This window comes from Pseudomonas sp. GW821-FHT04D07, assembly GCF_059420225.1.
The window spans coordinates 67932-82192 of record NZ_JBWKTH010000018.1 but is presented as its reverse complement, the minus strand read 5'-3'; the positions used below and the strand labels follow the sequence as shown (position 1 = coordinate 82192).

Annotated in this window: 12 protein-coding genes; 2 read left to right on the top strand and 10 right to left on the bottom strand. The window is 64.5% G+C overall.

Annotation, left to right across the window (positions count from 1 at the left end):
- Positions 1-57: 57 nt before the first annotated feature.
- Entirely contained in the window at positions 58-297 is a 240-nt protein-coding gene (locus AC07T0_RS20460) for a terminase (RefSeq protein ID WP_495002927.1), read from the top strand.
- Between the two features lie 343 nt (positions 298-640).
- On the opposite strand, the gene AC07T0_RS20455 is transcribed toward AC07T0_RS20460, so the two are convergent.
- From AC07T0_RS20455 to AC07T0_RS20430, 6 genes are all read right to left on the bottom strand, one after another.
- A complete protein-coding gene (locus AC07T0_RS20455) occupies positions 641-1438 on the bottom strand; it encodes an acyl-CoA thioesterase (RefSeq protein WP_495002926.1) in 798 nt (265 codons plus the stop codon).
- 102 nt (positions 1439-1540) lie between these two features.
- The gene (locus AC07T0_RS20450) at positions 1541-2305 is read right to left on the bottom strand and encodes a CHAD domain-containing protein (protein ID WP_495002925.1); all 765 of its coding nucleotides are present in this window, start codon (positions 2303-2305) and stop codon (positions 1541-1543) included.
- Positions 2306-2312: 7 nt separating this feature from the next.
- Positions 2313-4283, bottom strand: coding sequence for a transglutaminase TgpA family protein (locus AC07T0_RS20445; protein ID WP_495002924.1), 1971 nt, complete (start codon positions 4281-4283; stop codon positions 2313-2315).
- Entirely contained in the window at positions 4280-5263 is a 984-nt protein-coding gene (locus AC07T0_RS20440) for a DUF58 domain-containing protein (protein ID WP_495002923.1), read from the bottom strand. Before AC07T0_RS20440 ends, AC07T0_RS20445 begins: the two co-directional genes overlap by 4 nt.
- Complete coding sequence (locus AC07T0_RS20435; RefSeq protein WP_495002922.1) at positions 5233-6150, bottom strand: AAA family ATPase; 918 nt, start codon at positions 6148-6150, stop codon at positions 5233-5235. The genes AC07T0_RS20440 and AC07T0_RS20435 overlap by 31 nt, the downstream gene beginning before the upstream one ends.
- A gap of 151 nt (positions 6151-6301) precedes the next feature.
- Entirely contained in the window at positions 6302-6580 is a 279-nt protein-coding gene (locus AC07T0_RS20430) for a hypothetical protein (protein WP_191485152.1), read from the bottom strand.
- 208 nt (positions 6581-6788) lie between these two features.
- Between AC07T0_RS20430 and AC07T0_RS20425 the strand changes: the two genes are divergently transcribed.
- Entirely contained in the window at positions 6789-7829 is a 1041-nt protein-coding gene (locus tag AC07T0_RS20425; RefSeq protein ID WP_495002921.1) for a patatin-like phospholipase family protein, read from the top strand.
- A 118-nt stretch (positions 7830-7947) separates the two neighbouring features.
- Here the strand turns inward: AC07T0_RS20425 and AC07T0_RS20420 are convergent, their stop codons facing one another.
- The 4 genes from AC07T0_RS20420 to kdpB form a co-directional block, all read right to left on the bottom strand.
- Positions 7948-8643, bottom strand: coding sequence for a response regulator (locus AC07T0_RS20420; protein WP_495002920.1), 696 nt, complete (start codon positions 8641-8643; stop codon positions 7948-7950).
- A 36-nt stretch (positions 8644-8679) separates the two neighbouring features.
- Complete coding sequence (locus tag AC07T0_RS20415) at positions 8680-11331, bottom strand: DUF4118 domain-containing protein (RefSeq protein ID WP_495002919.1); 2652 nt, start codon at positions 11329-11331, stop codon at positions 8680-8682.
- A gap of 160 nt (positions 11332-11491) precedes the next feature.
- Positions 11492-12043, bottom strand: coding sequence for a potassium-transporting ATPase subunit KdpC (gene kdpC, locus AC07T0_RS20410; RefSeq protein WP_495002918.1), 552 nt, complete (start codon positions 12041-12043; stop codon positions 11492-11494).
- Between the two features lie 146 nt (positions 12044-12189).
- On the bottom strand, positions 12190-14253 hold the full coding sequence (kdpB, locus tag AC07T0_RS20405; protein WP_495002917.1) for a potassium-transporting ATPase subunit KdpB: 2064 nt from the start codon (positions 14251-14253) through the stop codon (positions 12190-12192).
- Between the last annotated feature and the right edge of the window lie 8 nt (positions 14254-14261).

The window sequence follows — 14261 nt, the reverse complement described above, 5'->3', positions numbered from 1 at the left end:
CGCCAGTGGGTCGGGCTTACTCTCTGTTCACCCACTACACGAACAGAGGACACGATCATGGGCCAACGTCACCCCAACTTCCCCGCCTGGCAATGGCGGGTTGCTCCCCAAGCTTCGAACGATAGCACCGGCGAAGGCATGCAACTGCTGGCGCTGATCCTGTTCGCCCTGTCCTTCCTGCTGGTGAGTTCCGGCGTATTCGCCCAGAACCCGACCAGCTTCGCCGTCGGCGTACTCGGCCTGGTGGCCGCGTTCAGCCTGCGCAGCAAAGGCCAGAGTTTGGCGCTGGAGGCCTGAACTGCCGTGGTTCGTTGTAGGACCTTGTGATCAAGGCAAGCCTTGCCGGCCTCATCGCCGGCAAGCCAGCTCCTACAAATCCGCGTTCCAACCCAGAAACATCGCCGTGCCCCGTACAGGTGTGCCAGCACCTACAAATCCGTGCTCCAACCCAAAAACATCGCCGTGCCCCGTACGGTGTGCCAGCACCTACAAGTCCGCGTTCCAACCCAGAAACATCGCCGTGCCCCGTACAGGTGTGCCAGCACCTACAAATCCGTGTTCCAACCCAAAAACATCGCCGGACCCCGTACCTGTGGGAGCCGGCTTGCCGGCGATAGCGATGCAACCGTCACCGCCGGCCTCAGCCGAACACGGTAACGGTCTGCCGGCTCAAGGCAATCAGCCGTCCATCCGCGCTCCACAACGCCGCGGCCACATGGCCGTAGCCGTCGCGGGCATGCTCGATCTCCGCGCGGTATTTACACCAGTCCAGGGTATCGAGTTCAAGCAACGGCTGAACGAACTCCACGGTCCAGGTCAGGGTACTGCCGGCCGCCAGTTTGCTCAGGTGTGGCAACACGGCCGGCGGCCAGGCGTCCACCAGCGCCAGCAGGTGCGCCTCGCTCAGCGGCTCTTGCCGGACATCCCCACGGAAACGTACCCAACCGCCCATCTCACGGGATTTATTGCCGGTGAAAGGCAGGCCGCCAATCCCCCAGCGCATCGACAGATGACGCATGAACTCCGGCATCACCCCTGGAATATACGGCGCCTCCGGGCATTCGTCCCAGTGCTTGAGCGAGGGTGCCGGCTCGGCCGGCACGTCCACCAGCGACTCCCGGGAAGCGCCGAAACTGCCCTGCACCAGCGTCACCACCTGGCCATTCTGCACGGCCCGGCCCAGCACCTGGCTGACCGCCTTGCCCTCGCGCAGCACTTCGACTTCAAAATCGATCGGCACCCCGGGCTCGGCCGGCCCGACAAAAGTGATCGCCAACGAACGCACCGGCCGCTCGGCCGCTACCCGCGCCCGCATCGCTTCGTATTGCAGCGCCACCACCAGGCCGCCAAAAGTCGCCCGCCCCTGCGCCCACTCGGCGGGAATGCAAAGCCCCCTGGGCTGGCGACGAACCCTATCGAGCAAATCTGAAAAGCCCATGCACACCTCGGCTGGAAAAAGTCCTACCGAATAGTACCCAGCTGATCCAGGCCACACAGCACTCATACCGGCCAAAGCTGCCGCCAAACAGGCCGTCATCCCTCAGCTGAAACAGATCTCGCTCAATCGGTCCAGCACCCGATCGGCCTTGCTCTCGGCCAGGACCATGGTCCGGCGCCAACCGGTGACACAGGATTGCAGGTCCGGTTCCTGTTCCGCCCGCAGCAGCCATTGCCAGCAATCATGCCAGTCACCCAGTGCTTCCTGGGCCGCCTTCAGGGATTTCAAGGCCGGGGCCGGTAACCGGTTCAGTCGCGGATAGGCTTCGGCGGCGTAACGCACGCGCTTGATCAACAAGCGCAAGCGATGACGGTCATGTAGCGGATCATGCAAGGCCTCATCCAGCGCCTCCCACTGCTTGGCCAGGCGCTTTTCGATGCGCTTGCGCAGCCCCCTCAACAAACCCTGGTGCTGCGAAGCCCGGAGAAAACGCGGAAAGGCATCGAGCACACTGAACAACTGCTTCAACTCGGCACTGCGCGCCACGGCCCAGTAATCATCGGACAACTGTTCCGTGCGCCGCGCCGCCGCCACATGATGCCCCTGCTGATGCAGGTAGACGGCCAGTACTTCGCGGTCGCGAATCGGCGTGGTCAGGCTGCCGACCTGCTGCGCCGCCTGCTCGACCTGTTCAACCCCTGGCAAGCCACGCAACGGCCGCAACAGACTGCGCAGGCGCCGTACCGTGGTGCGCAAGTCATGCAGGCCCTCCTCGTCGGTCAGCGCATCGACACGCGCATGACAGGCCAGCAACCGCACTTCCAGGCTCACGACCTCAACCACCAATCCATCCACCAGGGCAGACATTCGACACTCACTCCCAAATCGAACTTCCAAGACTACGACGCAATGACCGCAACGTCTGTTGCAAGGCATCCATCGACGGGCTCCGTTCAGCATAGCGCTGGGCCACGAAGCTCTGGATAAATGCATTGATATTCTCTGCCTGGCGCGGCAACTGCCTTGCGGCCCGCTCGCCAAAAGCCTGCGGACCTTCGCCCGGCTCGCGCACCAGCCCGCGCCGTCGCAACAGCTTTTCAAAGCTGGCGAACAAGCGCAGCGACGGATCGGACCTGTTCCGCCAGGGCCGCAGCAACAGCAGCGAGAGCAGCCCCAGGATCAGCACCAAGCCGACCGGCAGGACCCACGCCGTCAGGTCGCCGAACCAGCGCCCCAGCAGTTGCAGTTGCTGTTCACCCTGATAACCCAGGACCCTGCGCTGCCAAGCATAATTGAGATTATCCCAGCCCTGGCGCAGATCATTGAGCCAGGTCAGATGGCGGTAACGCAGCGGTGACAGCGGCGAGGCCCCGAGCATATCTTCATCGGTCGCCAGGGCCTGTTCCAGTCCCTGGTCAATGCGCTGCGGGGCCACGGCATAGGTCGGATCGACACTGCGCCAGCCCCGCCCTTCCTGCCAGTATTCGACCCAGGCGTGGGCATCGAACTGACGCACCGTGAGGAAGTGGCCGGCCGGATTCAGCTCACCGCCCTGATAGCCGGCCACCATCCGCGCCGGAATACCCGCCGCCCGCAACACGTAGACCATGGCCCCGGCGTAATGCGCGCAAAAACCCTGGCGGCTGTCGAACAGGAAAGCGTCGATACTGTCGGCCCCCAGGGTCGGCGGCTTGAGGGTGTAGTAATACGGCTCATCGTGAAAATGCTTGAGCAGCGCCGCCACCAGCGCCTGGGGCTGTGGATAACCTTGTCGTAATTGTGCCGCCCACTGGCGGCTGCGTGGATCGCCCTGGGCCGGCAATTGCAAGGCCTGGCGCCGGGCCCGGTCACTGAGCTGCGGATCGCGCACCACCTGCGGCCAGGACTCGACCCGATAGAGCAATACCTGCTGCACCGGACGCAAGCGCTGCACTCGATAGTCTGCCAGTTGGTGCACATCGGCCTGATCGGTGCGGGCCACATCCAGCGCCGGCAACCAGGGTTTGCCACTGGCCTGGAGGATAATGCTGTAGCGCCAGGACTCGCCGCCGGCTTGCCATTTCGGCGCCTGGCTGTAGGTCACCGAGGCGGCCTGGCTCCAGCGCCGGCCGTCGAATTGCTCCAGGGTCAGGGCCCGCCAGTACAGGTCGCGGCGCTCCGGCATGGGGCCGTCGAAGCTGGCGCGAAAGGCCAGTTCCGCGGAACGCCCAAGCTCAGCCACATCCCCCGGCGACATGCTCTCGGACAAGCCGCTCTGCGCTTTGTCGACGGCCAACGGCAACGACCAGAGCGGCGCGATACGGGGGAAAAACAGGAACAGCAGGAGCATCAGCGGCAAGGCTTGCAGCAACAGGCTCGTGGACAGGCGCAGGGTCGCCAGGGGCCGGGTCGTCGAGCCTTGCTGCAAACCGATCAACGCGGCCAGCAGCGCGCCCACCGGCAACAGGCTATAGAGCGCCCAGGGCAGGCTGTCTTCGAACAGATAGGCCACCGCGACACAGAACAGGCCAAGGAAAATCAGCACCAGGGCATCGCGGCGGGTGCGGGTCTCCACCAGCTTGAGGATAAACATCGCCACCAGCAGCACCGCCCCGGCGTCCAGTCCGAGCAAACTGCTGCGCGAGAGCCAGATGCCCGCGATGGTGACCAGCAGCAGAAGCAGTTCCATCAGGCGTCCGGGAAAGCGCGCGCGCATGCGGTAGACCTGGATCCGCCAGACCGTGCAGCCGAGCCACAGTGCGACCATCCACGGCGGCACATGAAACCAGAACGGCAGCATCACCAGGGTCTGGGCCACCAGCAGCCAGACCAGGCTGGCACGGGAGATCAGCGGCGCGGCGCTCATGGTTGTTTCCCGAACAGCGCCAGGGCCCGCAGGCAGGCTGCGCAATGGGCCGCACCGCTGTCGCTGGCCAGCAGCTGGTCGGGCAGGCGCAAGGAGAACATCGTCTCGCGGCGGGATAATTCCAATACCCAATAACACAGGCGTGACAGGCGCTGCTCGACATCCCCGCCCAGGGCGAGAAAATCCAGGCACAGCTCACGACCATCGAGCCGGGCGAATTCCTTGATCAGCAAACCCTGACCACGGGAATAGGCTTTCCAATGCAGGCGTCGCCAGGAGTCACCGGGTTGATAGACCTTCAAACCCTGGTAGTCGTCGACCCCTTGGCCGTGGGCGCGCATGCCCTCTTCGCGATCATCCGTCAGCACACTGGCCAGGCTCGGCAGTTCGCCTTCCAGGGGCTGTGGATAAACCAGCACTTTCTGGCCCAGGTCGAGCCGGCTCCAGGTCCGCAGGATCCCCAACGGGAAACTGCTCTCGACGCCGATCCGCGGCGCCTGCAACCAGCCGCGCACCAGCGTCGGCCGATTCAACTCCAGCTCGCAAAAGCCCGCGGCCGGCACATCGACGCGGTGCAAGGCCTGCGTCGACCAGCCCAGACCAATGGACTGATGAGCTTTCCCGGCACTTTCCAGGCGCACCAGGAAGCGCGCCTGCTCGCCGACAAACACCGCAGGCCCGGTCCCGGCACTGAGCACCAGCCCCTGCAAATTGCGCCAGGTATGCAGGATCGCCACCACGAACACCGACAGCAGCAGGAAGCACAGGGCGTAGGCCAGGCTGCTCTGGTAGTTGATGGCGAGCATCAGGATCAGTGCCAGCAGGGCGGCAAAGACTCCGCCGGCGCGATTGGGCATGATAAAGATCTGCCGCTGGCTCAGTTGGATCCGCGTCGAGGGTGGCAGGCGCCGCACCAGCCAGGCCTGCCAGAACTCGCGCAGGCGCCGGATCAAAGCGCCGGCACCTCGCGCAGCAGCCACTGCACCAGGGCGCCACCGCCCTGCCCGGCCGGATCGGCACGTTCGCGCAGACGATGGCTGACCACCGAGGGCAAGACCGCCTGGACGTCCTCCGGGATCACATAATCGCGCCCGGCCAACAGCGCCCAGGCCCGGGCGGCGGCGAGGATCGCCAGGCTGGCCCGGGGTGACAGGCCCCAGGCGAATTGCGCTTGATCGCGGGTCGCGCCGACCAGGCGCAGTACGTAGTCCACCAATGGATCGCTGGTGCGCACCTGCTTGACCTGCTGTTGCAACACCGACAATTCGGCATGGCTGAGGATCGGCTGCAACTTCGGCAACAGGTCACGCCGCGACACGCCTTGCAGCAGGGCCTTTTCCGCGGCCCGGGACGGATAGCCGAGGGACACCCGCATCAGGAAACGATCGAGCTGTGACTCCGGCAGGGCGAAGGTGCCGCCCTGGCTGCTGGGGTTTTGCGTGGCGATCACGAAGAACGGCGACGGCAAGGGGCGCGTGGCGCCTTCGATGGTCACCTGGCCTTCTTCCATGGCCTCGAGCAAGGCGCTCTGGCTCTTGGGGGTGGCCCGGTTGATTTCGTCGGCCAGCACCAGCTCGGCGAAGATCGGCCCCGGATGGAACACGAACAACCCGCTGTCCTTGTCGAACACCGAGGTGCCTAGGATATCGCTGGGCAACAGGTCGGAGGTGAACTGGATACGCTGGAAGCTCAGGCCAAGGACCTTGGCCAGGGTGTGGCTGAGGGTGGTCTTGCCCATGCCCGGCAGGTCTTCGATCAGCAGATGACCGTTGGCCAGCAGGCAGGTCAGGGCCAGGCGAACCTGCGCATCCTTGCCCAACACCACCTGGTTGACGGCCTGCAGACAGGCTTCCAGTTTACTGCGCATAGGCAGACATCCGAACGTGGGGAGAAGCCGGGGATACTACCGTGTTTCTGGAGTTACGCAGGCCTGTGAAACAACCTTGTTTTGCGCAACGACACCGCCTCCTTTGTAGGCGCCAGCTTGCTGGCGCCTACAAAGGAGCGCATTCGCAGGCTCAACGCCCGGCGCGGGACTCTCGGATGTAGAAACGGGCTTTCTCGGCCTTGTTGGTACAGCCCTCATAGGCCTCGAACTGCTGCTGGGTCTTGGCCCCGGTCAGCAGCGACAGCGCCTTGGAGTAACTCACAGTCCCGGCAAAACCTTCGGCCTTGGCCAGGTCCAGTTCATGCCAGGCGGCATCCAACTGGCTGCCACAGCTTTCTCGGTAAGCTGATTTACCCGCGCAACCGGCCAACGCCAACGCAATCAATGGCACACAGATCCAGGCTTTCATCAATGACACCTCAGGGAAAATAAATACTTGTGCAGGTTAAGACGGCGCGCCAGGCAAAAAGTGCCTTGGCCTTTCACTCAAGCTTAGCCAATCCAGATGACGATGGCTGCAGTCGATCCGATTCGACGGCAAAGAACAACCAATGCCACGATTGTACCTGTCTCCCCGTAGGTGCATTGTTAGCAAGAGCTTGTTCAAGGACTGAGTCATGAAAAAACGTGTCGCGCTGGTGCTGGGCTCGGGTGGCGCCCGCGGGTATGCCCATATCGGGGTGATCGAGGAAATCGAACGGCGCGGTTACGATATCGCCTGCATCGCCGGCTGCTCGATGGGCGCTGTGGTCGGCGGCATCTATGCGGCCGGCAAGCTCGACGACTATCGCCGCTGGATCGAGAGCCTGGATTACCTGGATGTGCTGCGTCTGGTGGACGTGAGCTTTCGCCTGGGCGCCATTCGCGGCGAAAAGGTCTTCGGGCAGATCCGCAAGATCGTCGGCGAGGTGAATATCGAGGACCTGCGCATTCCCTACACCGCCGTCGCCACCGACCTGACCAACCAGCAGGAAATCTGGTTCCAGGAAGGCTGCCTGCACCAGGCGATGCGCGCCTCGGCGGCGATCCCCAGCCTGTTCACCCCGGTCATGCAGGGCAACCGCATGCTGGTGGACGGCGGCATTCTCAATCCCTTGCCGATCGTGCCGGTGGTCTCCAGCCACTGCGACCTGATCATCGCTGTCAACCTCAACGCCACCAACCAGAAGCAGTACCAGTTGCCGGTGATCCAGCGCCCACCGGCGTTCAAGAGCCGCTTCAACAACCTGCTCAGTTCCATGGGCTCGCGCTTGCCGTTCCGACGTAAACAGGCCGAGGAGCTATTGCGCCTGGAACAGCAGACCCTCGCCAGCGACGCCGCTCAGGTCGGCAATCCCTGGCTCGACGGCCCGGAGCCGCAGGGCCAACAACCGGCCGCCGCCCCCCAAGGCAACGGTGCGCCGAAGTCCGCCACCGGCTCGTTCATCATCGACAATGTGGGGCCGGCCTCGCTGCTGGACCTGATCAACCAGAGTTTCGAGGTAATGCAGACCTCGCTGGCGCAATACAAGATCGCCGGCTACCCGCCGGATATCCTGATCAACGTGCCGAAACGGGTGTGCCGGTTCTTCGAGTTCTACAAGGCACCGGAACTGATCGCCCTGGGGCGCGAGATTGCCAGCGATACGCTGGATCGCTATGAGGAAGAAGGACGTTAGGCCCCCTGAAGCTCAAGGCCGAACACACTTCCTTTGGGAGCCGGATTGCCGGCGATGGGGCCCCTGTGGTCGCTAAAAGCTTCGCGGGCAAGCTCCGCTCCCACAGGTTACATCCCCATCAACCCTGGCTATCCAGCAACCGATAACCGACACCCGCCTCGGTCACGATAAACCGGGGCGCGGTGGGATCATCCGCCAGTTTCTGGCGCAGATGCCCGACCACGATCCGCAGGTAGTGACTGTCTTCGGTATGGGTCGGGCCCCAGATATCCTTGAGCAACTGTTGCTGGGTGATCACCCGCCCGGGATGCCGCGCCAGTTGCGCCAGCACCGCATACTCTTTGCGGGTCAGCGCCACTTCCGCGCCATCGAGCAGCACCCGCCGGTAAGCCAGGTCGATGGTCAGCGGTCCAAAAGTCAACGCCGCCTCCTGCGCCTCGCCGCTGGGCGCCTGGCGCAACAGGGCACGAATCCGCGCGAGAAACTCCTGGATGCCGAACGGCTTGGTCACGTAGTCGTTGGCCCCGCCATCCAGCGCCTCGACCTTCTGCCCCTCGCCGGCGCGCACCGAGAGCACCAGCACCGGCGCCGTGGACCACTCGCGAAACTCGCGCAAAACCTGCTGGCCGTCCATGTCCGGCAAGCCGAGATCGAGCACCAGCAGGTCCGGCTTGTTCAAGGCCGCGTGGGCCAGACCCTCGGCGCCAGTGCCGGCTTCCAGCACCTTATAGCCCTGGGACACCAGGCTGATACGCAGGAACTTGCGAATCTGCGGTTCGTCGTCGATGACCAGGATGGTCGCAATCTGGGTCATGGTCTTAGCATCGTGGCTATCGGTTGCCAAAGCATATCAGGCTTCACTTTCAATGCCCGGTTGCTCCTGCAACGGGAGGAACAGAGTGATACAAGTCCCGTGGCCATCGATGCCGTCATCCACGCCGATATGCCCGCCGTGTGCGCCGACCATGCCCTGGCAGATCGCCAGGCCCAGACCCGTGCCCTGCCCACCGCGATCACCGCGGGCCGCGGTGTAGAACATGTCGAAAATCTTGTTCCGTTCCTCTGGCGGAATTCCCGGGCCTTCGTCGCTGACGGAAAAAAACAGCTCCTTGTCGGTGGTACCGACGCGCAGTTGCAAGCGGCCCCGGGGCGGTGAAAAACGCGCAGCGTTTTCCATGACATTGATCAGCGCCTGTTCGATCAGTGCCGCGTGCACATAGAGCAACGGCAACTGCACCGGCAACTCGGTGCTCACCTGCAAGGGTGCCAGTACCGCCCGCAGCCGGTTCAGCGCGCTGCCGATGATATCGGCCGGCGCAACCCAGTCGCGGGCCAGCTTCAGCGCCCCGTGGCCCAGGCGGGTCATGTCCAGCAGGTTCTGGATATAGCGGTCCAGGCGCTCGGCTTCGTCGCGGGTGCCTTCCAGCAGTTCCTGGCGGTCGGCCAGGGGAATCGCCTCGCCCAGCGCCAGCAGGCTGTCGATGCTGCCACGCATCGAAGTCAACGGCGTGCGCAGGTCATGGGACACCGAGGCGAGCAAGGCACTGCGCAGTTGCTCGGTTTCGCCGTGCAGGCGCGCGGCCTCGAGGTCGTCGGCCAACTGGGCCCGGGCCAGCGCCTGGGCCAGCGGCTGGCTGAGGGCGGTCAACAGGCGCCGACGCTGGCCGCTCAGGGTCTGGCCATCCTTGGGCCGCACACCCAGCAGGGCCAATGGCCCCTCCTCCACCGACAACGGCCACCACCACCAACGCCCGAACGGCAAGGTCCCGGTGCCCATGCCTGCGGGCTGGTCGTGCTGCCAGGCCCAGTCGGCGGCGGCGCGCTCGGACTCGGAGAAAGTTTGCGGGCCGCCGGTCTCGACTTTCCAGCCACCCTCACCGTCACGGTTGAGCAGGCACACTTGCAGCTCCCCCCAGCCACTGAGGTGCTGGGAAGCGGCGCTGACCACTGCCTGGCGATCGGTGGCCGCCGTCAGCTTGCGCGACAGGTCGAGCAGTTCGCTGGTTTCTTCCTGGGTGTCGCGCAGGGCCTCCAGTTGCCGCCGCTGACGCGCCGCAAGGTTACCGGTGAGCGCCGCCATCAAGAGGAAAAACAGCAGTGTCAGGACATCCTCCTCACGCTGGATGGCGAAGGAGAATTTCGGTGGGATAAACAGGAAGTCGTAACTCAGGAACGACAGTACCGCACAGGCCAGCGACGGCCCCAGGCTGCTGCGCACGGCCACCAGCAACACGGCGGCGAGGAACACCAGGGAGATATTCGGCAACGGCAGGAGACTGGCCACGCCCCAGGCCAGGCCGGTGGCCAGGATCGTCGCCAGCAGCGCCATCGCATAGTCGAACCAAACCACCGCTTGCGGGGCGCGAGCACGCGCGACATGTTGTTCTTCGTCACGGTCCAGCACGTTGATTTCCAGCCCACGGGCGCTACGCAACAAGCGCGCCGCCAGGCCTCCGCCAAACAGCCGGCGATACCAGCGCTGACGCGACTGCCCCACCAGCACCAGACTGGCGCGGCGCTCGGCGGCATGTTGAATCAGGGTCTTGGCGACTTCCCCGGCGCGCAGCAACACCACTTCCCCACCCAGGCGTTCGGCCAGTTGCTGGGCGCTTTGCAGACGCAGGCGCGACGGCTCGTCACGGACGCTGCCGTTGTCCACATGCACCAGGCTCCAGGGCAGATGCCGGCGCTGGGCAACCCGACTGGCATGGCGCACCAGGCGCTCGGCCTGGGCATCGCCGTCCACCCCGACCAGCAAGCGCCCGCGCAGGGTCGGCGCCGACTGGCCGAGGGTGCGGTAGCCGAGGGCCAGGTCGTTGTCGACCTGGGCTGCGGCCGTCTGCATGGCCAGTTCACGCAAGGCGGTGAGGTTGGTCTGGGTGAAAAACGCATCGATGGCCGCACGGGCCTGCTCTGGCACGTAGACCTTGCCGTCGCGCAAGCGCTCCAGCAACTCACGGGGCGGCAGGTCGATCAGCAGCAGCTCGTCGGCCTCCTGCAGGACCCAGTCCGGCAGGGTTTCCCGGACCTGCACGCCGGTAATCCCGCGCACCTGGTCATTGAGGCTTTCCAGGTGCTGGACGTTGACCGTGGTGAACACATCGATGCCGGCGGCCAGCAACTCCTGGACATCCTGCCAGCGTTTGACGTGACGACTGTTGGGGGCGTTGCTGTGGGCCAGTTCATCGACCAGCACCAGCTTGGGCTTGGCCTTGAGCAGGCCATCGAGATCCATTTCCTCGAGCAGCACCCCGCGATATTCGGAGCGCACCAGCGGCTGCTGCGGCAAACCGCTGAGCAGCGCCTCGGTTTCCGCGCGACCGTGGGTCTCCACCACCCCGGCAAGGAGTTTCACGCCCTGACGCAATTGCGTGTGGGCGGCCTGCAACATGGCGTAGGTCTTGCCGACGCCGGGTGAGGCACCGAGGAAGACCTTGAGCCGGCCACGACCGTCGCGGGGCAGTTCTGCTAGGAGCGCGTCGGCGCGACCGGAATCACTCATGTCATCGGTTCTCACTTATGAAGCTAACACCACCACCCCCTTGTAGGAGCCGGCTTGTTGGCGCTAGCGGTGATCCAGGCGACAACGATGTCGGCTACCAGATCGCATCGCCAGCAAGCTGGCGCCTACAAGGTTCGCGGTGTTAGTGGCATTTGCCGCATTATTTCGAAACTTCGGCCAGGGCCGCATTCAAGGCAAACACATTGACCACCGGTGGGCCAATCAACGGTTGCTCGATATGCATTTCCACCAGTCGCTCGACATCGGCCGCCGGCAGGTGGCGCGCCTGCGCCACTCGCGCCAGTTGATAGCGAATTGCCTCAGGAGGCAAGTGCGGATCAAGGCCGCTGGCCGAGGTGGTCAGCATGGACAGAGGCACAGGCCCCTGACCGGGTACCGCCTGCTTACTGGCATCGTCGAAGATCCGCGTGGCCAGGGCCGGGTTGCTCGGACTCAGGTTGCTCGACGAACTCGACACGGTGGCGAAGGCCCCCGCCGAAGGGCGCGGATGGAACCAGGTATCACCGGTGAAATCCTGGGCAATCAGGGCCGAGCCACGGACCTTGCCATCGGCATCGCGTACCAGGCTGCCATTGGCCTGTTCCGGGAAGACCACCTGGGCTACACCGGTGACCACCAGGGGATAGGCGACGCCGGTCATCAGGGTCATCAGGACCAACAGGCTCAAGGCCGGACGTACTACGCTGGACATGTTCAATTCCTCAAATTCAGGGGTACACAACCTGTAGGAGCCGGCTTGCCGGCGATAGCGGTCGATCAGGCGATGCAAGTCTCACTGGCCTCATCGCCGGCAAGCCGGCTCCCACAATTTTCATACGTTTCGGCAAGCTCGTTGCGTCACACCAGGTGCAGCGCCGTCAGCAGCATGTCGATGGCCTTGATCCCCACAAATGGCACCACGATCCCACCCAGCCCGTAGATCAGCAGGTTGCGCCGTAACAGATGCGCGGCACTCGCCGCCTGCACCCGCACGCCGCGCAGCGCCAGCGGGATCAGCACGACGATGATCAGAGCGTTGAACACGATCGCCGAGAGAATCGCGCTCTGCGGGCTGGTCAGGTGCATGATGTTGAGCACGCCCAGCTGTGGATAAATCGAGGCGAACAGCGCCGGCAGGATGGCGAAGTACTTGGCCACGTCGTTGGCAATCGAGAAGGTGGTCAGCGCCCCCCGCGTCACCAGCAACTCCTTGCCGATCTGCACCACGTCCAGCAACTTGGTCGGGTCGCTGTCGAGGTCGACCATGTTCGCCGCCTCGCGCGCCGCCTGGGTACCATCGTTCATCGCCATGCCAACGTCGGCCTGGGCCAGTGCCGGGGCGTCGTTGGCACCGTCACCGCACATCGCCACCAGACGACCGTCGTTCTGTTCCAGGCGAATCCGCGCCAGCTTCTTCTCCGGGGTGGCCTCGGCCAGTACATCGTCAACCCCCGCCTCCGCGGCGATCGCCGCGGCGGTCAGCGGGTTGTCGCCGGTCACCATCACGGTACGGATACCCAGCTTGCGCAACTCGGCGAAGCGATCACGGATGCCCGGCTTGACCACGTCCTTCAGGTGAATGGCCCCCAGCAGCCGGCCATCGGCGCAGACCAGCAACGGCGTACCACCACTCTGGGCGATCCGGTCGACTTCCCGGGACAATACCGGCGACAGGTCGCTGCGTTTCTGACCGACAAAGGCCAGCAGCGAATCCACCGCGCCCTTGCGATACACCCGGCCCTGGTAGTCGACACCCGACAGGCGGGTTTCGGCACTGAACGGCACGGCGGTCAGTTCGCTCGCCGCCGGTTCTTGCTGGGGGTGCAGTTCGCGCAGGTACTCGACAATCGACTTGCCTTCGGCGGTGTCATCCGCCAGCGAGGCGAGCAAGGCGCCTTCGGCCAATTCCTTGGCGCTGACGCCAGGGGTGGCATAGACCGCCGTGCAGCGACGGTTACCGAAGGTGATGGTGCCGGTCTTGTCCAGCAACAGCACATGCACGTCACCCGCCGCTTCCACCGCACGGCCGGACTTGGCAATCACGTTCAGGCGCACCAGGCGGTCCATCCCGGCGATACCGATGGCCGAGAGCAGGCCGCCGATGGTCGTCGGGATCAGGGTCACCAACAGCGCCACCAGGAACACCAGCGGCAAACTGCCGCCGGAGAAACGGGCGAACGGCTGCAAGGTCACCACCACCAGCAGGAAGATCAGGGTCAGACCGATCAGCAGGATATCCAGCGCCACTTCGTTGGGGGTCTTCTGCCGCTTGGCGCCCTCCACCAGGGCGATCATGCGGTCCAGAGTCGATTCACCGGGGTTGGCGGTGATGCGCACGATCAGCCAGTCGGACACCAGGCGGGTATTGCCGGTGACCGCCGAGCGGTCGCCACCGGACTCACGGATCACCGGTGCGGACTCACCGGTAATCGCCGCCTCGTTGACCGCGGCGATCCCTTCGATCACCTCGCCGTCGCCGGGAATCATGTCCCCGGCGGCCACCCGTACCACATCGCCTTTGCGCAGGTTGGCGGCCGGAACCGACTCAAAGCTGCCATTGGCCTTGCGGCGATGGGCCACCAGGCCTTCGCTGCCAGCCTTCAGGCTGTCGGCGCGGGCCTTGCCGCGGCCTTCGGCCAGGGCTTCGGCAAAGTTGGCGAACAACACGGTGAACCAGAGCCAGACGGCGATCTGGGCGGAGATAAAGAGCGAAACAGTGCTGTCCGGCACAAAGCACAGGACAGTGGTCAGGATCGCCGTCAGTTCGACCACGAACATCACCGGCGCCCGTTGCAACTGGCGCGGGTCGAGCTTGACGAAGGCTTGGACCAGGGCCGGACGCCACAGGGCCGACATCGCGGTCTTGGCTGGCTCGGCCGGTTTGGCTTGCGCCGTTTTTGCTGCGGGAAGAGGCATATTCATCATCAAAT